Annotated in this window: 22 protein-coding genes, 1 tRNA gene and 2 rRNA genes; 10 read left to right on the top strand and 15 right to left on the bottom strand. The window is 51.3% G+C overall.

Features of this window, described 5'->3' with window-relative positions; translation table 11 throughout:
- Positions 1–17: 17 nt before the first annotated feature.
- From cysE to epmA, 5 genes are all read right to left on the bottom strand, one after another.
- Complete coding sequence (cysE, locus tag AC6R1A_RS00190; protein WP_487902574.1) at positions 18–839, bottom strand: serine O-acetyltransferase; 822 nt, start codon at positions 837–839, stop codon at positions 18–20.
- A gap of 74 nt (positions 840–913) precedes the next feature.
- Positions 914–1,948, bottom strand: a complete 1,035-nt coding sequence (gpsA, locus tag AC6R1A_RS00185) for an NAD(P)H-dependent glycerol-3-phosphate dehydrogenase (RefSeq protein WP_500633009.1) — start codon at positions 1,946–1,948, stop codon at positions 914–916.
- A 152-nt stretch (positions 1,949–2,100) separates the two neighbouring features.
- Positions 2,101–2,571 (bottom strand): protein-export chaperone SecB, encoded by a 471-nt coding sequence (gene secB / locus AC6R1A_RS00180; RefSeq protein WP_334555667.1) that lies wholly within the window; start codon positions 2,569–2,571, stop codon positions 2,101–2,103.
- A 140-nt stretch (positions 2,572–2,711) separates the two neighbouring features.
- Entirely contained in the window at positions 2,712–3,146 is a 435-nt protein-coding gene (locus AC6R1A_RS00175) for a rhodanese-like domain-containing protein (RefSeq protein ID WP_334555668.1), read from the bottom strand.
- A gap of 181 nt (positions 3,147–3,327) precedes the next feature.
- Positions 3,328–4,374, bottom strand: a complete 1,047-nt coding sequence (gene epmA / locus AC6R1A_RS00170; protein WP_500633012.1) for an elongation factor P--(R)-beta-lysine ligase — start codon at positions 4,372–4,374, stop codon at positions 3,328–3,330.
- 213 nt (positions 4,375–4,587) lie between these two features.
- On the opposite strand from epmA, the gene frdA reads away from it, so the two are divergent.
- Genes frdA through frdD form a run of 4 tightly spaced genes read left to right on the top strand, consistent with a single transcriptional unit; the run spans position 4,588 to position 7,930 of the window.
- Entirely contained in the window at positions 4,588–6,396 is a 1,809-nt protein-coding gene (frdA, locus tag AC6R1A_RS00165; protein WP_487902572.1) for a fumarate reductase (quinol) flavoprotein subunit, read from the top strand.
- Positions 6,396–7,154 (top strand): succinate dehydrogenase/fumarate reductase iron-sulfur subunit, encoded by a 759-nt coding sequence (locus AC6R1A_RS00160; protein WP_334555672.1) that lies wholly within the window; start codon positions 6,396–6,398, stop codon positions 7,152–7,154. The genes frdA and AC6R1A_RS00160 overlap by 1 nt, the downstream gene beginning before the upstream one ends.
- Before the next feature lie 2 nt (positions 7,155–7,156).
- A complete protein-coding gene (frdC, locus tag AC6R1A_RS00155; protein WP_487902571.1) occupies positions 7,157–7,540 on the top strand; it encodes a fumarate reductase subunit FrdC in 384 nt (127 codons plus the stop codon).
- 12 nt (positions 7,541–7,552) lie between these two features.
- Positions 7,553–7,930, top strand: a complete 378-nt coding sequence (frdD, locus tag AC6R1A_RS00150) for a fumarate reductase subunit FrdD (protein WP_334555674.1) — start codon at positions 7,553–7,555, stop codon at positions 7,928–7,930.
- Between the two features lie 84 nt (positions 7,931–8,014).
- On the opposite strand, the gene hslU is transcribed toward frdD, so the two are convergent.
- The 5 genes from hslU to priA form a co-directional block, all read right to left on the bottom strand.
- Positions 8,015–9,349 (bottom strand): ATP-dependent protease ATPase subunit HslU, encoded by a 1,335-nt coding sequence (gene hslU / locus AC6R1A_RS00145; RefSeq protein ID WP_500631007.1) that lies wholly within the window; start codon positions 9,347–9,349, stop codon positions 8,015–8,017.
- Positions 9,350–9,388: 39 nt separating this feature from the next.
- Positions 9,389–9,931 carry an ATP-dependent protease subunit HslV gene (hslV, locus tag AC6R1A_RS00140; RefSeq protein ID WP_487902569.1) on the bottom strand — a complete coding sequence of 181 codons (543 nt, stop codon included), beginning with the start codon at positions 9,929–9,931 and terminating at the stop codon, positions 9,389–9,391.
- 140 nt (positions 9,932–10,071) lie between these two features.
- Positions 10,072–10,617, bottom strand: a complete 546-nt coding sequence (locus tag AC6R1A_RS00135) for an SPOR domain-containing protein (protein WP_334555677.1) — start codon at positions 10,615–10,617, stop codon at positions 10,072–10,074.
- Positions 10,618–10,767: 150 nt separating this feature from the next.
- The gene (gene cytR, locus AC6R1A_RS00130) at positions 10,768–11,775 is read right to left on the bottom strand and encodes a DNA-binding transcriptional regulator CytR (protein ID WP_500627047.1); all 1,008 of its coding nucleotides are present in this window, start codon (positions 11,773–11,775) and stop codon (positions 10,768–10,770) included.
- Between the two features lie 350 nt (positions 11,776–12,125).
- The gene (priA, locus tag AC6R1A_RS00125) at positions 12,126–14,327 is read right to left on the bottom strand and encodes a primosomal protein N' (protein WP_500633008.1); all 2,202 of its coding nucleotides are present in this window, start codon (positions 14,325–14,327) and stop codon (positions 12,126–12,128) included.
- 325 nt (positions 14,328–14,652) lie between these two features.
- On the opposite strand from priA, the gene rpmE reads away from it, so the two are divergent.
- Positions 14,653–14,874 (top strand): 50S ribosomal protein L31, encoded by a 222-nt coding sequence (rpmE, locus tag AC6R1A_RS00120; RefSeq protein WP_334555681.1) that lies wholly within the window; start codon positions 14,653–14,655, stop codon positions 14,872–14,874.
- 240 nt (positions 14,875–15,114) lie between these two features.
- On the top strand, positions 15,115–16,395 hold the full coding sequence (locus tag AC6R1A_RS00115; protein WP_487902566.1) for a malic enzyme-like NAD(P)-binding protein: 1,281 nt from the start codon (positions 15,115–15,117) through the stop codon (positions 16,393–16,395).
- A 113-nt stretch (positions 16,396–16,508) separates the two neighbouring features.
- Here AC6R1A_RS00115 and metJ read toward each other — a convergent pair whose 3' ends face one another.
- On the bottom strand, positions 16,509–16,826 hold the full coding sequence (gene metJ, locus AC6R1A_RS00110) for a met regulon transcriptional regulator MetJ (RefSeq protein ID WP_334555683.1): 318 nt from the start codon (positions 16,824–16,826) through the stop codon (positions 16,509–16,511).
- A gap of 259 nt (positions 16,827–17,085) precedes the next feature.
- Here metJ and AC6R1A_RS00105 point away from each other — a divergent pair, with 259 nt between their 5' ends.
- The 3 genes from AC6R1A_RS00105 to metF all read left to right on the top strand — a co-directional run bounded on the left by AC6R1A_RS00105 (position 17,086) and on the right by metF (position 21,782).
- Complete coding sequence (locus tag AC6R1A_RS00105; protein ID WP_500633007.1) at positions 17,086–18,252, top strand: O-succinylhomoserine (thiol)-lyase; 1,167 nt, start codon at positions 17,086–17,088, stop codon at positions 18,250–18,252.
- Entirely contained in the window at positions 18,252–20,666 is a 2,415-nt protein-coding gene (locus AC6R1A_RS00100) for a bifunctional aspartate kinase/homoserine dehydrogenase II (protein WP_500633006.1), read from the top strand. The genes AC6R1A_RS00105 and AC6R1A_RS00100 overlap by 1 nt, the downstream gene beginning before the upstream one ends.
- Positions 20,667–20,891: 225 nt before the next feature.
- On the top strand, positions 20,892–21,782 hold the full coding sequence (metF, locus tag AC6R1A_RS00095) for a methylenetetrahydrofolate reductase (RefSeq protein WP_487902563.1): 891 nt from the start codon (positions 20,892–20,894) through the stop codon (positions 21,780–21,782).
- A 67-nt stretch (positions 21,783–21,849) separates the two neighbouring features.
- On the opposite strand, the gene zapB is transcribed toward metF, so the two are convergent.
- Complete coding sequence (gene zapB / locus AC6R1A_RS00090; RefSeq protein ID WP_334555687.1) at positions 21,850–22,092, bottom strand: cell division protein ZapB; 243 nt, start codon at positions 22,090–22,092, stop codon at positions 21,850–21,852.
- A gap of 316 nt (positions 22,093–22,408) precedes the next feature.
- Between zapB and glpX the strand changes: the two genes are divergently transcribed.
- Positions 22,409–23,416: a class II fructose-bisphosphatase gene (gene glpX, locus AC6R1A_RS00085; RefSeq protein ID WP_500633005.1), complete on the top strand. Its 1,008-nt coding sequence runs from the start codon at positions 22,409–22,411 to the stop codon at positions 23,414–23,416.
- A 253-nt stretch (positions 23,417–23,669) separates the two neighbouring features.
- Here glpX and AC6R1A_RS00080 read toward each other — a convergent pair.
- The 3 genes from AC6R1A_RS00080 to AC6R1A_RS00070 all read right to left on the bottom strand — a co-directional run.
- Positions 23,670–23,746 (bottom strand) — tRNA-Asp (locus tag AC6R1A_RS00080).
- A 56-nt stretch (positions 23,747–23,802) separates the two neighbouring features.
- Positions 23,803–23,918, bottom strand: a 5S ribosomal RNA gene (rrf, locus tag AC6R1A_RS00075).
- Positions 23,919–24,003: 85 nt separating this feature from the next.
- Positions 24,004–26,044: ribosomal RNA gene (locus AC6R1A_RS00070) — 23S ribosomal RNA — on the bottom strand; the annotation flags it as partial.

Below are 26,044 nucleotides of genomic sequence, written 5' to 3'. Positions count from 1 at the left end.
ATCAAAGCGCTAACGGCTTAGATCCCATCACCACCAATGAAGCTTTGTGACTTACCATTGAACTGTTGGTCCATATCCAAAGAGGGCTTATCGGTTTTCGGTCGACCGACAATTTTAGCTGGCACACCCGCAACCGTTGTGTGTGGCGGCACAGGCTGAAGGACAACGGAACACGAACCAATCTTCGCCCCTTCTCCCACTTCAATATTACCCAAAATTTTCGCCCCAGCGCCAATCATCACACCTTCACGAATTTTCGGGTGACGATCGCCGCACTCTTTACCGGTACCACCCAAGGTGACGTCTTGCAAAATGGAGACATCATCTTCGACCACCGCTGTCTCACCGATGACGATACCGGTCGCATGGTCGAGCATGATGCCGCGACCGATTCTCGCTGCTGGGTGAATATCGACCTGACACGCAACAGAGATTTGGTTTTGCAAATAGGTGGCGAGCGCCATGCGCCCTTGCTTCCAAAGCCAGTTGGCAACGCGGTAGCCTTGCAGGGCGTGATAACCCTTTAAGTACAGCAGCGGCATGGAGTACATAGAGACTGCAGGGTCACGGTTGACCGTCGCACAGATGTCACAGGCCGCCGCGGCGGTAATATTGGGATCGGAGTTAAAGGCTTCCTCAACCACCTCTCGCACCGCCATGGCAGGCATTGAAGCCGTATTGAGTTTGTTGGCCAAAATATAACTCAGCGCCGCCGCTAAACTGTCATGCTTAATGATGGTCGCATGATAGAAGCTGGCGAGCATCGGCTCTTGCTCAGAGAGCTCACGCGCTTCTCGAACAATGGTCTGCCAGACTTTCTGTTTCTCACAATGTTTCATGTTACTTGCTCGTCCCTAATTCTCCCAGGCCTTACATGAGTAAGGTGTGCGCCTTATGAGTCACCTCATGACGCTTATGCTTCGGCTTTCTTATCACGCGCCAGCAAATCTTGCGCGGCTAGGCGTGCGTCCTTCTCTTGATACAATACTTGATAAATTTGGTCAACAATCGGCATCTCGACACCGACACGCTCAGCAAGTAGGAACACCTCTTTGGTGTTGCGATAGCCCTCAACCACTTGACCAATCTCTTGCTGCGCCGTGTCCACATCTTTGCCTTGACCCAGTGCCAATCCAAAACGGCGATTGCGCGATTGGTTGTCCGTACAGGTCAACACCAGATCGCCTAAACCCGCCATGCCCATAAAGGTCTCGGCTTGCGCACCTAGCGCCGCGCCCAATCGGCTCATCTCCGCTAAGCCACGGGTAATCAGCGCGGTTCGCGCATTAGCACCAAAACCGATACCGTCGGACATGCCTGCGCCAATCGCGATGACGTTTTTCACCGCGCCGCCAAGCTGCATACCGATAAAGTCACTGTTGGCATAGACTCGGAAGGTTTTGCTGCAATGGATTTTCTCTTGCAGATCTTTCACAAACTCCGCATCTGGCGAAGCCACAGAAATCGCCGTCGGCATCCCCATCGCGAGCTCTTTCGCAAAAGTCGGCCCGGAGAGCACGGCTAGGGAGTATTGATCGCCAATCACATCGTGGGCGACATCTTTCAGCAATCGACCGGTTTCAGGCTCTAGCCCTTTGGTTGCCCAGCAGATGCGAGTGTCTGAGCGCAAATAGGGCTTAACACTGTTCAACACCAGACCAAATACGTGGCTTGGCACCACCACAAGGAGATCTCGACTGGCACTGACGGCTTTTTCTAAGTCCGTCTCAATGATCAAGCTGTCTGGAAAAGCGATGCCGGGTAAAAATTCTTCGTTGGCGCGTGCGGCTTCAAGACGCGCCATGTGCTCAGGCTCGTGCCCCCATAGCACCACATTGGCACCGTTACGTGCCAACGAAATGGCCAGCGACGTGCCGTATGAGCCTGCGCCGAGTACGGTCATAGAGATTGAACGACCATACGCATTTTGGGATTGTGTGTCTGTCATGGTTCCGCCTAGTTGTCCTGCTGCGTGACTAGAATCTAGTGGTCAGCGTTCGTTTTGCCAACCGCTGAACACAAGATTCTCAAACAAAAAATGCACAGCGCATCGTGATGAGATGCTCTGTGCATTTCGCTAAGGTTGCGTCAGAGCGAAGATTACGCCTGAGCTTCACCCTCACCTTGCTGAGCTTGTTGCTGAAGGTAATTCATGAACAGCGCATCAAAGTTCACTGGCGCTAGGTTCAATTGTGGGAACGTGCCTTTCACAACCAAGCTTGAGATGGTTTCACGCGCGTAAGGGAAAAGGATGTTCGGGCAGAATGCACCTAGGCAGTGCGCCAATTGACCCGCTTCCATTTTCTCAGCCGTGAAGATACCACCTTGCTGAACTTCACAAAGGAATGCAGTGTCGTCTGCGTTCTTCACTGTCACCGTAAGACGAAGCACGACTTCGTAAACACCTTCACCTAGCTCACGGCTTTGCGTGTCTAGATCCAGTTTAACATCTGGGTTCCACTCTTTTTGGAACATGGTTGGTGAGTTCGGTGCTTCAAATGATACGTCTTTTAGGAAGATACGTTGAATTGCGAAGTTTTGAGCTTCTTGTTGCGGTGCTGCTTCAGCCATGGTTCAAATCCTTTCATAGAAAATAGTCTGCCAAGAGACTAACCGAGAGATATGACACTGACTCGATTTCCACGTTAAATCGTGGCTCTGTTCACATCTCTCTTGAATAAACGTCGATTTTTCAATCAGCGCTCAATGAATTACTTTTTGCCTTTAACCAGAGGTAGGTTCGCTTCACTCCAAGCAATCAAACCGTTTTTGAGAAGATTCACGTTCTCAAAGCCCGCTTTTGCTAGAAGATTCGCGCTTTCTTGCGCCGTCTGACCTGTTTTGCATACTACGATGATTGGGTCGGATTTGTGGTTTTCAAGAGCGCCAAAGCTGCCCGCTTTGATGTCTGATGGCAAAATGTGAACTGCATCCGTGATGTGGCCTTTGCGGAACTCATCTTTTGAGCGGATATCAACCACCACACCGTTTTCACGGTTCATTAATTGAGTCGTTTGCGCTGCCGTGATCTCTTTGTAGGCCGCGGTAGTGGATTTCACGATGTTCATGATAAGGGCAACCAATAGACCCGCCCATACCAAAGAGAGAATCATGTTCTGTTGAAAAAATGCGATGTACTCTTGCATGTCCTGTGCTCTTCGATTTTGGAACTGTACAACGGATGGACAGCCCCCGACTAAAATTCAGCTTGGGAGTATAACGAGGATGATGGGACGGCGCGAGTCAAAAGCGCTCAGAATAAGAATCTGTTGCACATTTCTCGACAAAGACGCCTCTTCATCGCCACGCCATATTGCGACCCTTGCCTTATGCGCGCGTCACAGGGAAGGCGATAACCTGTTCGATATGCTCAAAGCCTAATGCTAGCATGATCAAACGATCCACCCCTAGCGCCACCCCTGCACACTCAGGCAAGCCCGCCTCTAGCGCTGCGATTAAATGGCCGTCCATCGGCTGAACCGGTAAGCCCATCTGCTGGCGTTTCTGGTTGTCTTGCTCAAAACGCGCTTGTTGCTCTTTGGGGTTATCCAATTCGTGGAATCCGTTAGCGAGCTCTATGCCGCGAAAATAGACTTCAAAACGATCCGCAACCCGTTCATCGGTCGGATTAATTTTCGCGAGCGCCGCTTGCGTCGCTGGGAAGTCGTACACAAAAGCAGGACGAGTTTGACCAATCTGGGCTTCCACACCGACACTAAATAGCAGTTGCAACAGCGTATCTCTGTCTTGCTCTGGCTGAGCAATATCCGCCAGCCCCAAGGTGGCAGCGGCGACTTTGAGCTCTTCCATGCTCGCACCTAACGGACACACACCAAGCACTTGCAAGAAGGCGTCTTGGTAGCTCATTCGCTCGGCCGGTGCCACGTTTAGGACCTGCTGCAACAAGTCGTCCATTTCATCCATCAGTTGATGATGGTCAAAACCCACCCGGTACCACTCCAACATGGTGAACTCCGGATTGTGGTAGCGGCCGCTCTCTTCGTTACGAAATGCCTTGTTGATCTGATAAATCGAACCACTACCCGCAGCCAATAAGCGTTTCATGTGAAACTCAGGACTGGTCATTAAATAGAGCGCTTGCCCATCGGCATATCCGGGGCCTACAAACTGAGTTTGAAAGGTGTGCAAGTGAATGTCTGTCACCGTCGCTTGACTCATCGCCGGAGTATCCACCTCCATGACGCCTCGGTCAGCGAAAAATGTGCGTAGGGTTTGTAATACGTGAGCACGCTGTTTCAGCGCTGCGATCGATGCGGTCGGTTGCCAGTTCAAAGCTCTATTCTCTTGAAGTGATTTGCTGCGCAACGTATCACAAAGCCCAACAAGGGTTAAGCAGGTTATCACCGCCCTCATTGATAGCCCAGTCATCCCCATCCCTAAGTCGCCGTGATAACTATCACATATCCTAGATTTTTTATGCCCTTATGTGCACTACCGGAGCAAAAACCTAAATACATCAATTTTTCCCTAGAGAGGCTCTTCTACACTACCCCTACCACTTTTGGGGGCTTCCCAAAGCAACAATAACAAGCGGAATCATCCGCACTTTCACACTGGAGGATAACTGTGCAAACCATTACCACAGATATCGCAGTCATCGGCGCCGGCGGCGCTGGTCTGAGAACTGCTATTGCAGCAGCTGAAGCAAATCCCGATTTAAACATCGCTTTGATTTCAAAAGTCTATCCTATGCGTTCCCACACGGTTGCTGCAGAAGGTGGATCAGCCGCAGTTATCAAGGATGAGGACAGCCTAGACAACCACTTCAACGATACCGTGGGTGGGGGTGACTGGCTTTGTGAACAGGATGTCGTTGAATACTTTGTTGAAAACGCCACGCGCGAAATGATCCAGATGGAGCAATGGGGTTGCCCGTGGAGTCGGAAAGAAAACGGCGAAGTCAACGTGCGCCGTTTTGGCGGTATGAAGGTCGAGCGAACCTGGTTTGCCGCGGATAAAACTGGCTTCCACATGCTGCACACCCTGTTCCAAACCTCGATGAAATACAACAACATCAACCGTTTTGATGAGTATTTTGTCGTTGACTTGTTGGTGGATGACGGTGAAGTGCAAGGTCTGATTGCCATTCATATGTCGGAAGGGGAACTGGTCACCATCAAAGCCAAATCTGTGGTACTGGCCACGGGCGGTGCGGGTCGTGTGTATCACTGTAATACCAACGGCGGTATCGTGACAGGCGATGGCATGGCGATGGCGTATCGTCATGGTGTGCCACTGCGTGATATGGAGTTCGTGCAATACCACCCAACCGGTCTACCTGGTACCGGTATCCTCATGACCGAAGGTTGTCGTGGTGAAGGCGGGATCATCGTCAATAAAAACGGTTACCGCTACCTGCAAGATTACGGCATGGGACCAGAGACACCGGTGGGTCAGCCGAAGAACAAATACATGGAACTCGGGCCACGCGACAAAGTATCCCAAGCGTTCTGGCATGAGCAGCAAAAAGGCAACACCATCAAGCACCCACTCGGTGATGTGGTCCACCTTGATTTGCGCCACCTCGGTGAAGAGTACCTTCAAGAGCGCTTGCCGTTCATCTGTGAACTGGCCAAAGCCTACGTTAACGTCGACCCAGCCAAAGAGCCCATCCCAATTCGTCCAACGGTTCACTACACCATGGGCGGAATTGAAACCAATGGCCAGTGTGAAACACGCATCAAAGGCCTATTTGCGGTCGGTGAGTGTGCGTCTGTTGGTCTGCATGGCGCAAACCGCTTAGGTTCAAACTCCCTGGCTGAGTTTGTTGTGTTTGGCCGCGTGGCGGGCGAGCAAGCTGTGCAGCGCGCCGCCGAGTTTAAAGGTTGGAATGACGCCGCGATTGACGCGCAAATCAAAGAGGTGGAAGCCCGTATTCAAGCCCTAATGAATCAAGAGGGTGACGAAAACTGGGCGGATATTCGCACGGAAATGGGTCACACCATGGAAGCGGGCTGCGGCATCTATCGTCAAGAAGATCTGATGCAAGCAACCATAGATAAAATCACCGAGCTCAAACAGCGCTACAAGCGTATTGGCATCAAGGACAAAGGTAAGGTGTTCAACACCGATCTTCTCTACGCCATCGAAGTGGGGTACGGCCTTGAAGTGGCGGAAGCCATGGTGCATTCGGCGATTTTGCGTAAAGAGTCTCGCGGAGCCCACCAGCGTCTTGATGATGGCTGCACAGAGCGCGATGACGTGAACTTCCTTAAGCACTCCCTCGCCTTCTATCAAGCGGATGCAGCGCCAAGCATCGACTACAGTGATGTCACCATCACCAAGTCACAGCCGAAAGCACGCCTCTACGGTGAAGCCGCTGAAAAAGCCGCCGCACAAGAAGCCGCCGAGAAAAACGCAGAGGAGAAAGCCTAATGTCAGCCAACCGCATTCAAAAAGTCGACATTCTGCGTTATGACCCAGAAACCGACAACGAACCGCACTTTGAAACCTTCCAAGTGCCGTTTGATGAAACCATGTCCATCCTTGATGCGATTGGTTACGTCAAAGACAACTTAGACAAAGAGCTCTCTTACCGCTGGTCTTGCCGCATGGCGATTTGTGGCTCTTGCGGCATCATGGTCAATGGTGTGCCAAAACTGGCGTGTAAGAGCTTTCTGCGTGACTACCCAAATGGCGTCAAAATCGAGCCGTTGGCAAACTTCCCTATCGAAAAAGATTTGATTGTCGATATGACGCCATTCATTGAGCGTCTTGAAGCCATCAAGCCTTACATCATAGGAAACGACCGTAAACCCGAAGACGGCACTAACCTACAGACGCCTGAGCAAATGGCCAAATATAAGCAATTTGCTGGCTGCATCAACTGTGGTTTGTGTTACGCCGCCTGCCCTCAGTTTGGTCTTAATCCTGAGTTCATTGGCCCTGCGGCCCTCACCTTGGCGCATCGTTATAACCTCGACAGCCGCGACAACGGTAAGGCCGAGCGCATGGCGCTGATCAACGGTGACAATGGCGCATGGGGCTGTACCTTCGTCGGCTACTGCTCAGAAGTGTGTCCGAAGAGCGTGGATCCTGCGGCGGCGGTGAACCAAGGTAAAGTCGAATCCTCGATGGACTTCGTGATTGCCATGTTAAAGCCTGACGGCACACCTGCAAAAGAGGAGGCATAAGGATGAGTAACCGTAAACCTTACGTTCGTGAAGTGAAACGCACCTGGTGGAAAGATCATCCGTTTTACCGCTTCTACATGTTGCGTGAAGCAACGGTGTTGCCTTTGGTGCTGTTTACTCTGTTCCTCACCATCGGATTGGGTTCGCTGGTCAAAGGCCCAGAAGCGTGGCAAAGCTGGCTTGGCTTTATGGCAAACCCAGTGGTCATCGCCATCAACATTGTGGCGTTGGCTGGCAGTTTACTGCACGCCCAAACCTTCTTTAGCATGATGCCGCAAGTGATGCCGATTCGCTTAAAAGGCAAACCCGTTGATAAAAAGATCGTCGTTCTCACTCAGTGGGCAGCGGTGGCGTTTATCTCTCTCGTCGTCCTCGTGGTGGTGTAAGGAGCCGTAATCATGAATTCAAATTTCAACGTTAACAGAGCCCCTAAACGCAGTGATGAGCCAGTATGGTGGGGGCTATTTGGCGCTGGCGGCACCTGGTTCGCGATGATCACCCCTGTGACTATCTTAGTCTTAGGTGTGTTGGCCCCGCTGGGCATCATCAGCGCAGACGCATTGAGCTATGAGCGCGTGTCCGAGTTTGCCACCAGCATCATCGGTGCGCTGTTTATCATCGGCACACTGGCTCTACCCATGTGGCACGCCATGCACCGTGTCCATCACGGCATGCATGACCTTAAAATCCATGCGGGTGTCGTCGGCAAAATTGCCTGCTACTTCTTCGCAGCCCTTATCTCAGCGTTGGCGGTGATTTTTATCTTTATGATCTAAGCCTCCGTCTATTAAAAATAGAAAGCCCGCTCAACTGAGCGGGCTTTGTTTATCTTGTGCCTCGTTTGTGAGTGTCTATCGCACTTACAGAATAAAGCGGCTGAGATCTTCGTCTTCGACAAACTCACCCAAGCGCGCTTTCACGTATTGCGCATCAATCACCAGCTTAGAGCCTGCCTTGTCGGTCGCTTCAAAGGAGATTTCATCCATCAAGCGCTCCATCACAGTGTGCAGACGGCGTGCACCGATGTTCTCGGTGGTTTCATTGACCGTCCATGCCGCTTCTGCAATCTGGGTGATACCCTCTTCGGTGAACTCAATGTCAACGTCTTCGGTTTTCATCAACGCGCAGTATTGCTCGGTCAGTGATGCTTTAGGCTCCGTTAGGATGCGCTTGAAATCGTGGCTAGAGAGCGCCTCCAGCTCGACACGAATCGGTAGACGACCTTGTAGCTCTGGGATCAGATCCGATGGCTTCGCCACTTGGAAAGCGCCCGATGCAACAAACAGAATATGATCGGTTTTGACCATACCGTGTTTGGTCGAGACCGTGCTGCCTTCAATCAACGGCAGTAAATCACGCTGTACACCTTCACGAGACACATCCGGGCCAGAGCTTTCGCCGCGCTTACAGATTTTATCAATCTCATCGATAAACACGATGCCGTTGTTTTCGACGTTAAAGATCGCTTGTTCTTTGAGCTCTTCTTGATTGACCAGCTTCGCGGCTTCTTCTTCGGTCACCGCTTTGAACGCATCTTTAATTTTCAGCTTACGCTTCTTCTTAGTATCACCGGCTAAGTTGGCGAACATGCCTTGAAGCTGATTGGTCATCTCCTCCATGCCAGGAGGCGCCATGATCTCGACGCCCATTTGCGGCGCAGCGACATCAATCTCAATCTCTTTGTCGTCAAGTTTGCCTTCACGGAGTTTTTTGCGGAACACTTGACGAGTATTCGACGAACTCTCGTCTTGCTGCTCATTCTGACCCCAAGCATCGCGTGCTGGCGGCAATAGCGCATCAAGAATGCGCTCCTCGGCTTGCTCCTCGGCGCGGAACTTCACTTTTTCCATCGCCTGTTGGTGCGTCATTTTGACCGCCACATCGGTCAAATCACGAATGATGGTCTCCACCTCTTTGCCCACGTAGCCCACTTCCGTGAACTTTGTGGCTTCAACTTTGATGAAGGGCGCATTGGCTAACTTGGCTAAGCGACGGGCAATTTCAGTTTTACCCACACCCGTTGGCCCTATCATCAGAATGTTCTTCGGTGTTACTTCGCTGCGCAAGCCTTCTTCTAGCTGCATACGACGCCAGCGGTTACGGAGCGCGATCGCCACAGAGCGTTTTGCGTTTTCTTGGCCAATGATGTGGCGATTCAGTTCGTGGACGATTTCGCGAGGAGTCATTTCAGACATAATTGAATTCCTTAAATGTAGTGACCACTATCTTGCTTTTTACTTCGCAGCGCTGTGCGGGATTTCTAGTTCTTCGATAGTGTGGTGATGGTTGGTGAACACACAGATATCACCAGCAATTTTGAGCGACTTTTCCGCGATGTCACGGGCGTCGAGTTCGGTGTTTTCGAGCAGCGCCGTCGCTGCCGCTTGCGCAAAGTTGCCCCCAGAACCAATCGCGATCAAATCGTTTTCTGGCTGCACCACATCACCATTACCGGTAATGATCAACGATGCCGTCTCATCAGCGACGGCCAACAAAGCTTCAAGCTTGCGCAGCGCACGGTCACTGCGCCAATCTTTGGCCAGCTCAACCGCCGCTTTAGTCAAATGACCTTGGTGCATTTGCAACTTACTTTCAAAACGTTCGAACAAGGTAAACGCGTCGGCAGTACCACCGGCAAATCCCGCAAGTACCTTGTTGTTGTACAAACGGCGAACTTTACGTGCGTTGCCTTTCATCACTGTGTTACCCAGTGATACTTGTCCATCACCAGCAATGACGACTTTGTTGTTACGACGTACGGATACAATGGTAGTCACGGTGGGGCCTCATACTTTATTCATTTGGATGTTAGTCTTTATATGAGGCTATGAAAAACAGAATTCAAGGGTAAAAAAGACATCGCCCCGACAAGAAACCGGGGCGATGTTTTCACTTTGAACGCATTAGACGTCGGCGTTTATTGTGCTTCTTTCCAAATCGCACAAGGCTCGATTTTGGCGCGCTGTAACTTGTGCTTATCACGCTCTGCGTCACGCTTAAATTTGTATGGACCAAGCACCACGCGATACCAACTGCTGTCTTCTTTTTTGCGAATTTTGCTGTTGATGCCTTGGAAAGCAATATCCAACTTACGCGCTTCAGCTTGCTGTGCGGTTTTGTACGCGCCGCACTGCATGATGTAAGGGATCTCAGACACCACCAACTCTTTGGCTTTCACTTCCACTTCACGACTCGGCAACGACTCGACATAATCCCACTTCTCTTCTGGCGGAGGAGGGAGAGTTTGGCTGCTTTTCGCTTTGGGTTTCGGGGTAGGCTTCGCGGGTTGAACCACCGGCGCAGGCGGCTCAGGATCGCTACTAAGTAGATACAACCCATAACCGAACGCCGAGACCAAGACGATGGCCAACAAACCACTGCGCCACGGTTTCTTGCGGCGCGGGGCGGCTTTTTTAGTCGGCTTACGGCTACTGCCGCGCTTTACGTAATCTCTATTCGCCACAACTGATTATCAAACCATTTAATACAACTGCTCGCTATGTTAAAGCAGATTTGTGTGTGAGGACAGACCGGAATTGGAAGCGGCTCAGCAAAACTGGCCGCAAAGTGGCGCGGCCAGCGCGCCCGGCGGCTCAATGACCGTTCAAGTCGTCTAGAGGACGCGCGGCGGCGCGGCGCTATCTCGAATCACCAGTTCTGTTTCGAGCAGTCGAGAGCCGGCACGCACGTCGTGGCCACGGAGGATCTCAAGCATCATCAGCATCGCCTGACGCCCGATTTCATAACGCGGCTGAGAAATCGTCGTGAGTGGTGGATCGCAGTATTGCGCAAACTGAATGTCATCAAAACCCACAACCGATAGATCTTGTGGCACGCGAAGTCCGAGCTTTTTCGCTTCCTGAATCGCGCCAATCGCCATCATATCATTGTGACAAAAAACCGCTGTCGGCGGCTCAGATAAGGCCAACAACTGACGAATCGCCTTCGCACCATCTTCAAATGTGAAGTTGCCTTCTGCGCAATAGTGTTCGTTCATCGTTAGGCCTGCGCGGCGCAACGCTTGTTGATAACCCTGGTGACGGAACTGACACAGTAGAGCACTCTCAGGCCCCGAAATCTGCGCGACACGGCGATGCCCCATCTGAGTCAGGTAGTTGACCGCTTCAAATGCGGAAGTGAGGTTATCAATATGCACGGTGGGCAACTCTAACTCAGGCGCAAACTCGCAGGCCATGACCATCGGCGGCAGATTCTTTTGTTCTGCCTTGCTAACATCAAACGGTAAATCCGTACCGAGCAGCAGCATGCCATCGGCCTGCTTAGTGAATACCAAGTTCACAAAAGAGCTTTCACGCTTTCTTTGTTGGCCGCTGTCCCCAAGCAATACGATGTAACCGTGCTCCATAGCCGCATCTTCAATGCCACGAATGATTTCGGTGTAATAGGGATCGCAAATGTCTGGGATGATCGCGATGATGGTCTTTGATTCGTTTCTACGCAGATTGCGCGCCAGCGAGTTGGGTGAGTAGCCAGCTTCAAGCACCGCCTCTTCGACGCGTTTTCTCGTCGCAGAAGAGACTTTCTCGGGATTCATCAACGCCCGTGATACCGTCGCCGTCGACACTCCCGCAAGCTGGGCAACATCCTTCATTGTCGCCATAAGTTATTAACCCTCTTAATTAAAGATGTAGCGCTTTAGCCACCTAAACCTTGTTGCCTTGATCATAGCGTCTGGTGTGGTGATGACGGGGTCAATCCTGCACCGCTTATGATGATGGTAGGCTGATGCCCACTCTTATTGGCAGCGAAACGCAATCGTTTGGCTCTTGCCAAGGTTCGCTTCGCCTATCCCTTTCCAAACAACTAGTTTATTCATTTCGAAACAGAAAGTTACGGGATATTTAACAAAACCCGAACTATAAAAGAGAGCCAGATCACAAATAAATGAAAAAGAACGAAATCAGCTCACAGCGCCTATCGTCCCTGCCCCTATTTAAACTAATCGGCGTGTTAGCTCAAGTCTTGAGGCTCGATATCGACCGACCAACGGACCTTTTTCGCGCTCGGCAGCAACTCGATAGCCGGCTTAGCACTGGCCAGCAGCTTTTGCATTAACGAGCGCTGCTCGGTTTGCAGCAGTAATTGCCAACGGAACTTACCCGCACGTTTGGCAAGCGGGGCGGGTGTCGGGCCCAGCACCATGCAGCCGGAATCAAACAGAGGGTGGGATTCTAAAGTAAAGCGGACTTGGCGTAGGAACTCTTCCACCAGCTCAGATTGGTTCGCCTCCGCACGAAACAGCGTTAAAAACGAATACGGGGGCAACGCCGCCAGTTTTCGCTCTGCTAAGGCCACCTCGGCGAAGTCCCGATAACTCTTTTTCAGCAGTGCTTGCAATAGGCTGTGCTCTGGGTGGTGGGTTTGCAACAACACTTCACCGGGTTTGCTGGCACGCCCCGCTCGGCCTGCCACCTGAATGAAGAGCTGGGCTAAACGCTCAGAGGCTCGAAAATCGCTGCTGTAGAGTGAGCCATCAACATCCAACAGCGCCACCAGCGTCACATCCGGGAAATGGTGCCCTTTGGCGAGCATTTGCGTGCCGATCAGAATCTGATATTCACCGCGTCGAATGGCGCTTAACGCCTCTTCTAGGCTGCCTTTGCGCCGCGTGCTGTCGCGGTCAATACGAATGGTTTTCTGCTCTGGAAAGAGCGTATGCAGTTGTTTCTCTAGCTGCTCGGTTCCCACCCCAACAGTGACCAGTTGAGTGGAACCACACCCTTGGCACTGGTGGATCGTCGGCTGCTGAGAGCCACAGTGGTGACAGCGAATTTCGCTGCTGTGCTGATGGTAGGTGTAGTAGGCGTCGCAGCGCTTGCATTCCGCGATCCAGCCACATTCGTGACACATCAGAGCCGGGGAAAAGCCGCGTCGATTTAAAAACAGCATCACCTGATTGCCTGCGTTGAGGTGCTTGCGCATTTGAGCGATCAGTGGCGCAGAGAGGCCCCCCTCTAAATAGAGCCCTTTGACGTCAATCACTTGATTGGTGGTGGGCACCGCACTGCCTGCTCGGCGAGACAAATGCAGATGATGATATTTGCCAGACAGCGCATTGTGCAGCGTTTCTAACGCGGGCGTTGCTGAACCAAGCACAATCGGGATCTGCTCTTTGTTGGCGCGCATGACCGCCACATCGCGCGCATGGTAGCGCAAGCTATCTTGCTGCTTGTAAGAGCTATCGTGCTCTTCATCGACAATAATAATGCCCAGATCAGCAAAAGGTGTCAGCAATGCAGATCGCGTCCCAATCACAATGCCGGCCACTTTATCGCGCGCACACAGCCAGGCATTGAGACGCTCGGTGTCATTCAATCCAGAATGTACTACCTCAATCGGCACGTTAAAACGCTTTCGAAAGCGATTGATGGTTTGCGGCGTCAGACCGATTTCCGGCACCAACACCAAAGCCTGCTGACCCCGTTCGAGGACTGGCTTAATCATGTTGAGATATACCTCGGTTTTGCCTGAACCGGTCACCCCTTCGAGCAAAAAGCAGCCAAAACCGCTGAAACTGTTGACCGTCGCGATAGCGATTGCTTGCTCTTCATTCAGCTTTGGTTTCTCGACATCGGCTTCAATGTCAGTGCCCCACTTGGCAAAATGAGGCTTGCGCTCAATCGACTCAATCCAACCTTTGTCTGTCAACGTGCGCAGCACGCTAGTGCTGACCTCTTCATCAATAAAACGTTGGTGTGACGTCGGTCCGTGTTGCAGCATCTGCATCACTTTGGCTTGCTTAACCGCTCGGCCAAATCCATGCATCAATTGATCGCGTCCGGTTGGCGTCAGTTGCCATTCCACCACGGCGGTAAAGTCGGCCGGTTTTCCCTTACGCAGGGCGCTGGGCATCGCATTGGCTAAGGTGTCGCCAAGTGGATATTGGTAAAAGTGGCTGCACCAGTGCAACAAGGTATATAACGAGTCAGGCCAAACAGGTTGACTGTCGAGCACCTGCTTAATCGGCTTGATTTTGTCCATCGGCAGCGATGACTGCTGCACCAAGGCTGTCACGATACCGACTAAGGTTTGACGGCCAAAAGGCACAGACACGCGCCCACCGATCACTGGAAAAAGGTGTCCAGGGATTTGATAGTCAAACTGTTTATCTAGTGGTACGGGTAACGCGACTCGGGCGATGGTGGGTCTCATTCAGTCTTTCACTGCAGGTCGATGACGCGTTTAGTCTAAGGGAAAAGGCAGAGTGAGAAAAGCCAGCGCATCTCAGTGTCTGTATGAGGAGACGCGGGTAACACCACTTCGCGATAACATCCATGCGTCTCCCTCTCCTGCAGCGGCTAAAAAAGTAGCGATTTCTACCCCAAATCGGTTGATCCTAGGCGTACTATTCATTACTATATCGCGCCTTAGAGATATGGCTGCTCTGGCAGCGGTGTCCTAAATCCATTTTACATTAACTACGTGTGGTGTCCGGCTCTGAATCGGATAGCGACACGGCCTATATTGAGGTTACCCCATGAAAGCTGGAATCCACCCAGAATACAAAGCAGTAGCAGCAACTTGTTCTTGTGGCAACACATTTGAGTTCAAATCTACTCTAGACAAAGAATCAATCCACCTAGACGTATGTGACAAATGTCACCCATTCTACACTGGTAAGCAGCGTATCGTTGATACTGGCGGCCGTGTAGATCGCTTTAACAAGCGTTTCGGTGCTCTATCAAGCGGTAAGAAGTAATTCCTTCTCGCGGATAGGAAAAAGGACGCTGCGGCGTCCTTTTTTGTTGCCAGAAATTTAGAGCAATTAACCTATTCACAGCAAAACCCGCAGTCATATCTCTTTCTATCTGGTCTAATCTCCAGTCGTTTCCCACATATTACCCTACTCGCTCGCATTCTGACCTAGGCAGCTTGACTCAGTTCCTCTAAAATGATTAACCCCCTTTGTGCTGAATCATTTTAACGAGTACCTATTTCTATGCCTGATGACCACCGTCAAGACCTGACCCCTGAAGAACAATTTCGCCAAAAAGCGCTCGACTACCATGCCTTTCCAAAACCAGGCAAGATCTCTGTCGAGCTGACCACCCAAGCAGAAACCGCGCAAGATCTCGCGCTCGCCTACAGCCCAGGCGTGGCCGAGCCGGTACGAGAGATCGCTCAAAACCCCGATAATGTCTATAAGTACACTGCAAAAGGCAATATGGTGGCAGTGATCTCCAACGGCACAGCGATTCTTGGCCTAGGTAATCTTGGCCCACTGGCATCAAAGCCCGTGATGGAAGGCAAAGCCCTGCTGTTTAAGCGCTTTGCAGGTTTGGACTCCATCGACATCGAAGTCAAACATCGCACCATCGATGAGTTTGTCGACACGGTCGCCAACATCGCGGATACCTTTGGCGGCATCAACTTAGAAGACATCAAAGCGCCAGACTGCTTTGAAATCGAAAAACAATTAATTGAGCGCTGTGATGTGCCAGTCTTCCATGATGACCAACACGGTACCGCCATTGTGACGGCTGCTGGCATGTTAAACGCCATTGAGCTGCAAGGTAAAAAACTGGAAGACGCCGTGATTGTCTGTCTGGGCGCCGGTGCGGCTGCCATCGCTTGTATGGAGCTGCTGATCAAGTGCGGCGCGATGCGCGAGAAAATTTACATGCTGGATCGCAAAGGTGTGATCCACACTCGACGTGATGATCTCAACGAATACAAACAACTGTTTGCCAACAACACCGACAAACGTACGCTGCAAGATGTCATCGAAGGCGCCGATCTGTTCCTTGGCGTTTCTGGTCCTAACCTGTTATCGCCAGATGATCTTAAATTGATGGCCGACAAACCCATCGTGTTTGCCTGCTCTAACCCAGATCCTGAGATCAAACCTGAGCTCGCTCATGATGTACGCAATGACCTCATTATGGGTACAGGTCGCAGTGACTACCCGAACCAAGTCAACAACGTACTTTGCTTCCCGTTTATTTTCCGTGGCGCACTGGATGTACGTGCTAGCGAGATCAACGATGAGATGAAGCTCGCTGCCGTAGCGGCGATCCGTCAACTGGCGAAGGAAGAGGTCCCTGCCAATGTTCTGACCGCCGCGGGTGTGGATTCACTCTCGTTTGGCCCAGACTACATTATTCCAAAACCGATGGACCCAAGACTACTCCCCCGCGTCGCCAAAGCGGTCGCGTTAGCCGCGGTAGAATCCGGGGTGGCACGCATTGAGCTGCCTGACCATTACATGGATATCGAGTAACCTTGACGCCCACTACCAGCCACGACCTTTGCCTCTGGCTGAGCAAAAACAACAAAGCCGCTGACGATGTCAGCGGCTTTTGCATTCAAATTCGGTGCAAAACAGGGCGAGCGTTAGTCGTCAAACGCCTCAAACTCAATCCCCATCTCCGTCATCAGCTTTTTCACTTCAGCGGGAATATCATCTGGACGGTCTTTACGCAAATCTTCATCCGTCGGTAATGGTTGACCTGTGTAAGCGTGCAAGAACGCTTCACACAACAACTCACTGTTGGTGGCATGACGCAGGTTGTTGATCTGGCGGCGCGTACGCTCGTCTGTTAATACCTTAAGGACTTTAAGTGGGATGGAGACCGTGATTTTTTTCACTTGCTCACTTTTCTTACCGTGTTCTGCGTATGGGCTAATGTATTCGCCATTCCAGTCTGCCATTGCGCACCTTTATATTTGCGTATGAGTGTTTAAACCACAATTTTAACGGTATTTATGGCTACAAGCAAAGACATATAGACGTCTAGAAGTGTTGACGTCTTAAAAAATGAGAAGTAAAGTGGTTGGCGATAGGAGTGAATCGGCCCAAACTGTGAGTGTGTCGCAGCACTACACCACATTGGGTGCCGGATACACCTGATAAGCAACAGGTATATCGCATTCCCTAAAACAAGTCACTACTGTTCGCAAGGAAAACGCTATGAGCACGCGCAAACCCGCCACCATCGCGGTACGTACTGGTATCGAGTCAGACACCCAACATCACGCTGTCGTTCCCCCTATTTATCTCTCGACCAATTATGGCTTTCCGGCGTTTGGTGAAGTGCCGAAATACGATTACACGCGTTCTGGTAACCCGAACCGTGGCCTGCTTGAAACGGCGCTGTATGAGTTAGAAGGTGGAGAAGGCGCTGTAGTGACCAATTGTGGCACCTCAGCGCTCAACCTTTGGGTCTCTGCGTTTGTCGGTCCAGATGATTTGATTGTCGCGCCACACGATTGCTACGGTGGCACCTATCGACTCTTCAATACCCGCGCGCAAAAGGGCGACTTCAACGTGTTGTTCGTCGACCAATCCGATGACGCAGCCTTGACCGCCGCCATCAACCAGAAACCCAAGCTTATCCTGTTGGAAACGCCATCAAATCCTTTGGTGCGTGTGGTGGATATCGAGAAAGTTTGCCAGCAAGCGAAACAAGTTGGCGCGCTGGTCGCGGTTGACAATACCTTCTTAACCCCGATTTTCCAGAAGCCACTCGAACTGGGTGCCGATTTCGTTATTCACTCAACCACCAAATACATCAACGGTCACTCCGATGTGATTGGCGGCGTGGTGATCACCAAAACCAAAGCGCACGCTGAAGAACTGGCTTGGTGGGGCAACTGCATTGGGGCCACCGGCACGCCGTTTGATAGCTACATGACGCTGCGTGGCATCCGCACGTTGGGCGCACGAATGAAGGTGCACGAACAAAGCTCGGCAAACATTCTCGACTTTCTGAAAACAGAGTCACTGGTTGGCCGCATCTATCACCCAAGCTTGCCGGATCACCCTGGTCATGACATCGCCAAGAAACAACAATCAGGCTTTGGTTCTATGCTCAGCTTCGAGTTCGCTGGCAGCTTTGAAGAACTGAAACAGTTTGTCGGTGAGCTGAAACTCTTCTCGCTTGCAGAATCGCTAGGCGGCGTAGAAAGCCTCATTTGTCACCCAGCGTCAATGACCCACCGTGCGATGGGCGAAGAGGCGTTGGCCGAGGCAGGTGTCTCTCAGCAACTGCTGCGTCTGTCTGTCGGTCTTGAAGATGCCGATGACCTGATTGACGATCTCAAGCAAGCCTTTAACTGTGTGAAGGAGTCCGCGTAATGACGACATCGCGTCAACTGCATAAATTTGGTGGTAGCAGCTTAGCGGATCCGGAGTGCTACCGCCGGGTAGTCACCATACTCAAAGAATACTCTGGCAGCGATGATCTGATCGTTGTCTCAGCGGCCGGTAAAACCACCAATCATTTGATTGAATTTACCGAAGCGCTCTATAAAGACGGCCGCCTTGCCCATGAAGCGTTGCAGTCGGTACGACAATTCCAAACAGGGCTTATCGAAGCCTTGATTGACAGTGACGACGAACAAGCGCACATGCTGGCGACGCTCAAAGACGAGTTCACCACCCTCGGTGAATTAAGCGCCCCGTTAAGCGAGGCGGAGCGAGCTGCGGTACTTGGCCACGGTGAAATGTGGTCCTCAAGATTGCTGGCCGCGCTATTGAATCAAGCGGGTTTACCTGCCATCGCGCAAGACTCTCGCACTTTCTTACGAGCAGAAACCGGCACGCAACCTGAAGTGGATCGTGGCCAATCCTACCCATTACTGAAAGAAATTTTGGCGCAACACTCACAGCGTCGTCTGGTGTTTACCGGCTTTATGGCGCAAAACCAAGCAGGCCAAACCGTGCTGCTTGGCCGAAACGGATCCGATTACTCTGCCACCGTGATTGGCGCGCTCGCAGAGGTCAGTCGCGTCACGATTTGGAGTGACGTTGCTGGCGTATACAGCGCAGACCCTCGCCTTGTCAGTGATGCTTGTCTTCTGCCCCTATTGCGACTGGATGAAGCAAGTGAACTGGCACGCCTTGCCGCCCCCGTGCTGCATAGCCGTACCTTGCAGCCTGTCGCTCAAAGTACGATGGACTTACACCTGCGCTGCAGTTACGACCCTGAATCTGGCTCTAGCCGCATTGAGCGCGTCCTCGCCTCTGGGCGTGGTGCCAAGATCATCTCCTCACTCAATGACGTGTTGTTGATTCAGTTAAACTTCGCCTATGGACATGATTTCAATCGCATGGAAAAAGAAGTGCTGAGCAGTTTGAAACGCGCCCAACTTGAACCTTTGACTTATGAAGTCCAAGCGGATAAGCACTCATTACGCCTTGCTTATACCTCGGAAATTGCAGGGGGCGCTTTAGGCTTCTTACAAGATTCCGCCATCGCAGCAGAAATTAAACTCAAGGAGGGCTACGCCCTTGTCGCTGCCGTAGGCGCTGGTGTCACCAACAACGCCAACCACTGTTACGGCTTTTACCAGAAGCTCAAGTCATCGCCTGTCGAGTTCATCTCTGAATCTCGTTCCGGTCTCAGCTTGGTGGCTGTCTTACGCCGCACCGAAACCGAACCACTCGTTAAGGCGATTCACAATCAACTTTTCCAAGCACAAAAACGAGTCGGCATCGCCCTATGCGGCAAAGGCAACATTGGCTCCAGTTGGTTAACCCTGTTTGCAGAACAAAAAGCAGAGCTAGAAAAGCGTCGTGGAATGAGTTTTGAGCTCGTGGCGGTGATCGACAGTCAAACCTATTGGTTTAATGACCAAGGCATCGAACCTAGCGCGGTCAGTGAGCATTTCGATGAAGAGTCTATCCCATATCAGCAAGGCGAGTGGATTCAGCGCCTCGGTGCGATTCAGGGCTATGACGATGTGGTCGTACTCGACGTGACGGCGAGCAAAGAGTTAGCTGAGCGCTACCTCGATATCGCTGAGCAAGGTATGCATCTTATCTCTGCTAATAAGGTTGCCGGCTCAGCCTCAAGTGCTTACTACCACCAAGTGCAAGATGCGTTTGCCAAAATAAACCGCCATTGGCTCTACAATGCCACCGTCGGTGCAGGCTTGCCGATAAACCACACTGTGCGCGATTTGCGTGAGAGTGGCGATGTCATTTATGCGGTCTCAGGGATTTTCTCTGGCACCCTCTCTTGGTTGTTCCAACAATATGATGGCAGCGTACCGTTTGCCGAGTTGGTCGATTTAGCGTGGCAGCAAGGCTTAACAGAGCCAGACCCTAGGCAAGATCTCGATGGCTCTGACGTAATGCGCAAGCTGGTCATCTTAGCCAGAGAAGCCGGTCTCGAGATTGAACCTGAATCGGTCAAAGTCGAGAGCTTAGTGCCCGATGAACTGGCCGAACTCTCACTGGATGACTTTCTCGATAACAGCCAACAGCTCAGCGAACAGCTAGCAGAAAGGCTAGAGAAAGCGCAACGTGAAGACAAAGTGCTACGCTACGTCGCCAGACTGGAAAAGAACGGTAAAGCTCGAGTGGGTGTCGAAGCACTCAGCAAAGAGCACGCCTTGGCCAACCTGTTACCATGCGACAACATCTTTGCGATTGAGAGCAAATGGTATAAGGACAACCCACTGGTCATTCGCGGACCGGGGGCGGGTCGAGAAGTGACCTCAGGCGCGATTCAATCAGACCTTAACTTGTTGTCCAGTTTTCTCTAGTTTCACAGGTTGCTTCGGCAACCTGTTTTCTTATTCGGGCGTCGTTCTGCGCGCACTTCAAATTCTCTCATTGTGAACTTGAAAAAAATTCATGGTGGGAGTGTTGACATTAAAACGTATTCAATACATCCTGTGGACATATAGACGTCTAAACGTCGATTTAATCAAATTGAATGTTGGGGCTGCAGTTACCTACGGATAGGGTCGCCACACGGAGAGAGAAAGATGGGATACACACACGCGAGTCATATTGACGCTTTAAACCAAAATATTGCCGAGCTATCGAACAACATCAATGTGTCATTCGAGTTCTTTCCTCCGAGCAGCGAAAAAATGGAAGAGACGCTGTGGAACTCGGTTCATCGCCTCAAAACCCTAAAGCCTAAATTTGTCTCTGTTACCTACGGCGCCAACTCCGGCGAGCGCGATCGCACTCACTCCATCATTAAAGAGATCAAAGCCGAGACCGGCCTAATTGCTGCCCCTCATCTCACTTGTATCGATGCCAGCCGTGACGAGCTCATTCAGATTGCTGACGATTACTGGAACAATGGTATTGAAAGCATCGTCGCACTGCGCGGTGATATTCCTCCTGGTGGTGGCAAACCGGATATGTACGCCTCCGATCTCGTGGAACTGCTTAAATCACGTCACGACTTTGATATCTCTGTTGCAGCCTTTCCCGAGGTACACCCTGAAGCAAAAAGTGCGCAGTCGGATCTGCTGAACCTCAAGCGCAAAGTCGATGCAGGCGCAAACCGCGCCATTACTCAGTTCTTTTTTGATGTAGAGAGCTACCTACGCTTTCGTGATCGCAGTGTTGCGGCTGGCATTGATGTCGAAATTGTTCCGGGCATCCTTCCTGTTTCCAACTTTAAACAAGCTTCACGTTTTGCCGCGCAGAATAACGTCAAAGTCCCTGGCTGGATGGCGAAACAATTTGAAGGGCTGGATGACGACCCAACCACTCGCCAATTGGTGGGTGCGAGCCAAGCCATCGACATGGTGCGTATCCTAAGTCGTGAAGGTGTGAAAGATTTCCACTTCTACACTCTCAACCGCGCCGAAATGACCTACGCACTTTGCCACACTTTGGGCGTGCGCCCTCAGGTCTAATCTGACAGATACCAAAGCAAAAAGGGTTGGCGCTGTGCCAACCCTTTTTAGTCTACAGAAACGATGATTACTCAACGTCTTCCATCTTACCTAGCAAGCTGCGGATGCGCTCTTGCCATGCTGTGTGTTCTTGCTGCATCTGCTGATTTTGCGCGACCAACTCTTCACGGCTTGTACGCAGCTCGTTCGCTTCATTTGCTAGCTTCTGCTTTTCTTCTTTAAGCTCTTCCACTTCCATTTGAAGCAGAGTGATAGTATCAACCGCGGTTTGGATTTTTGCTTCTAGTTTTTCTAGTACTTCAAAAGACATCGTTGCCTACCTTTTTAATCATTCTCTGGATGGTTGGGTCATACGACATGACAAACCCATTTACCTTCCATTCTACTCAGCCAAGCCGCTTTAAACACGCCCTATATTTGCAAATCTGCGTCATTCGATTAAAAAAACAACGCAATTTGACTCAGAGTTTACAAGACCAGAAGAATGAATAGTTCCGCCCGTTTTCCTGCCCCTGGTTTGATCCAGTTCAACCCTGCTGAACCAAAAAGGCAAACGTTTCCCTAGTGATGTGCTAAAATCGCGGCGATTTAATTTTGTTCAGTTTTTCCTACCAGTTGGAGTCATCATGAAACGCGATTTAGCAATGGCATTCTCTAGAATTACCGAAGGCGCAGCCCTAGCGGGTTATAAATGGCTTGGCCGTGGCGATAAGAACGCCGCCGACGGTGCCGCTGTCGAAGTGATGCGTACCCTGCTTAATAAAACAGAAATCGAAGGTGAGATTGTCATTGGTGAAGGCGAGATCGATGATGCGCCTATGCTGTATATCGGTGAAAAAGTAGGGACAGGTGGTGATTGTGTCGATATCGCGGTTGACCCAATTGAAGGGACCCGCATGACAGCCATGGGCCAGTCCAATGCGCTGGCTGTTCTGGCCGCAGGTGAAAAAGGCAGCTTCTTAAAAGCCCCAGATATGTACATGGAAAAACTGGTTGTGGGGCCAGGCGCAAAAGGCTGTATCGACCTCAATAAACCACTCAAAGAGAACCTTATTAACGTCGCTGAAGCGCTCAACAAGCCGCTCGATCGACTTGTGGTGATCACCTTAGCAAAACCGCGTCACGATAAGGTGATTGCTGAGATGCAAGCAATGGGGGTACGCGTTTTTGCCGTACCTGATGGTGACGTGGCCGCCTCCATTCTTACCTGCCTGCCTGACAGTGAAGTCGACATGATGTACTGCATTGGCGGCGCACCAGAAGGTGTGGTGTCTGCCGCTGTGATCCGTGCACTCGATGGTGATATGCATGGCCGTTTGCTACCTAGACATGAAGTTAAAGGTGATAGCGAAGAAAACCGCATCTACGGCGCTGCTGAGCTAAAACGTTGCGAAGAAATGGGCGTGACAGCCAATGTTGTGCTGACTATGGAAGAGATGGCTCGCAGCGATAACGTCGTCTTTTCTGCCACTGGCATCACCAAAGGTGACCTGCTTGAGGGCATTACCCGCCAAGGTAACATCGCCACCACAGAAACCTTACTGATCCGTGGACGCTGCCGCACCATTCGTCGCATTAAATCGACACACTACCTAGAACGCAAAGATCCTGAAGTACGAGACATTATTCTTTAATCTCGTCAGCCCTCTCTTCGAAGCCAGCCAACGTGCTGGCTTTTTCTTGTCTGTATAAAACCGTCGAGCAGACGAACCCAGCACTTTCAGGAGCGTTAAACGTAAAAAAGCCTCAGTCTTTCGACTAAGGCTTAGTATAAGTGGCGAAGTGGGACTCGATGGTCCGGCATTCCGGCCCGCGAAAAAGTGCACAGAACTTTCGGGAGCGTTAAACGTAAAAAAGCCCAGTCTTTCGACTGGGCTTTCTAATAAGTGGCGGAGTGGACGGGACTCGAACCCGCGACCCCCGGCGTGACAGGCCGGTATTCTAACCAACTGAACTACCACTCCGCAGTGGTCTATTTAAAGTCTTATCTAAAACGTGCTTCAAACAGATAATGTTCAAAGCCTGGCGATGTCCTACTCTCACATGGGGAAACCCCACACTACCATCGGCGCTAATTCGTTTCACTTCTGAGTTCGGCATGGAATCAGGTGGGTCCAAATCGCTATGGTCGCCAAGCAAATTCTTTAATTCGGAAAGCTGTTTACGTTCTTACACATTCAATGTTCTTTCATTGAGTCCATCAAAACCCTTTGGGTGTTGTATGGTTAAGCCTCACGGGCAATTAGTACAGGTTAGCTCAACGCCTCACAGCGCTTACACACCCTGCCTATCAACGTTCTAGTCTCGAACAACCCTTAAGGATACTTAAAGTATCAGGGAAGACTCATCTCAGGGCTCGCTTCCCGCTTAGATGCTTTCAGCGGTTATCGATTCCGAACTTAGCTACCGGGCAATGCGTCTGGCGACACAACCCGAACACCAGAGGTTCGTCCACTCCGGTCCTCTCGTACTAGGAGCAGCCCCCTTCAATCTTCCAACGCCCACGGCAGATAGGGACCGAACTGTCTCACGACGTTCTAAACCCAGCTCGCGTACCACTTTAAATGGCGAACAGCCATACCCTTGGGACCGACTTCAGCCCCAGGATGTGATGAGCCGACATCGAGGTGCCAAACACCGCCGTCGATATGAACTCTTGGGCGGTATCAGCCTGTTATCCCCGGAGTACCTTTTATCCGTTGAGCGATGGCCCTTCCATTCAGAACCACCGGATCACTATGACCTGCTTTCGCACCTGCTCGAATTGTCATTCTCGCAGTCAAGCGGGCTTATGCCATTGCACTAACCTCACGATGTCCAACCGTGATTAGCCCACCTTCGTGCTCCTCCGTTACTCTTTGGGAGGAGACCGCCCCAGTCAAACTACCCACCAGGCACTGTCCTCACCCCGGATAACGGGGCTAAGTTAGAACATCAAACATACAAGGGTGGTATTTCAAGGTCGGCTCCACAGATACTGGCGTACCTGTTTCAAAGCCTCCCACCTATCCTACACATGTAGGCTCAATGTTCAGTGCCAAGCTGTAGTAAAGGTTCACGGGGTCTTTCCGTCTAGCCGCGGGTACACTGCATCTTCACAGCGATTTCAATTTCACTGAGTCTCGGGTGGAGACAGCGTGGCCATCATTACGCCATTCGTGCAGGTCGGAACTTACCCGACAAGGAATTTCGCTACCTTAGGACCGTTATAGTTACGGCCGCCGTTTACCGGGGCTTCGATCAAGAGCTTCGACCGAAGTCTAACCCCATCAATTAACCTTCCGGCACCGGGCAGGCGTCACACCGTATACGTCATCTTACGATTTTGCACAGTGCTGTGTTTTTAATAAACAGTTGCAGCCACCTGGTATCTGCGACTCTCAATAGCTCCATCCGCAAGGGACTTCACCGTCAAGAGCGTACCTTCTCCCGAAGTTACGGTACCATTTTGCCTAGTTCCTTCACCCGAGTTCTCTCAAGCGCCTTGGTATTCTCTACCCGACCACCTGTGTCGGTTTGGGGTACGATTCCAACTTATCTGAAGCTTAGAGGCTTTTCCTGGAAGCATGGCATCAATGACTTCACGCCCTTGGGCGCTCGACATCGTGTCTCAGCCTTAAAGAGAGCCGGATTTACCTAACTCTCAAGCCTACGCACTTGAACCTGGACAACCGTCGCCAGGCCCACCTAGCCTTCTCCGTCCCCCCATCGCAATAAGTTGAAGTACGGGAATATTAACCCGTTTCCCATCGACTACGCCTTTCGGCCTCGCCTTAGGGGTCGACTTACCCTGCCCCGATTAACGTTGGACAGGAACCCTTGGTCTTCCGGCGAGGAGGTTTTTCACCCCCTTTATCGTTACTCATGTCAGCATTCGCACTTCTGATACCTCCAGCATGCTTTACAACACACCTTCAACGGCTTACAGAACGCTCCCCTACCCAATACTTAAAAAGTATTGCCGCAGCTTCGGTTTATTACTTAGCCCCGTTACATCTTCCGCGCAGGCCGACTCGACTAGTGAGCTATTACGCTTTCTTTAAATGATGGCTGCTTCTAAGCCAACATCCTAGCTGTCTAAGCCTTCCCACATCGTTTCCCACTTAGTAATAATTTGGGACCTTAGCTGGCGGTCTGGGTTGTTTCCCTCTCCACGACGGACGTTAGCACCCGCCGTGTGTCTCCCGGATAGTACTTACTGGTATTCGGAGTTTGCAAAGGGTTGGTAAGTCGGGATGACCCCCTAGCCTTAACAGTGCTCT

Source organism: Vibrio sp. R10-SG3-ISO3, from assembly GCF_059834225.1.
The sequence above is the reverse complement of the archived record's forward strand: the minus strand, read 5'-3'. Positions and strand labels throughout refer to the sequence as shown.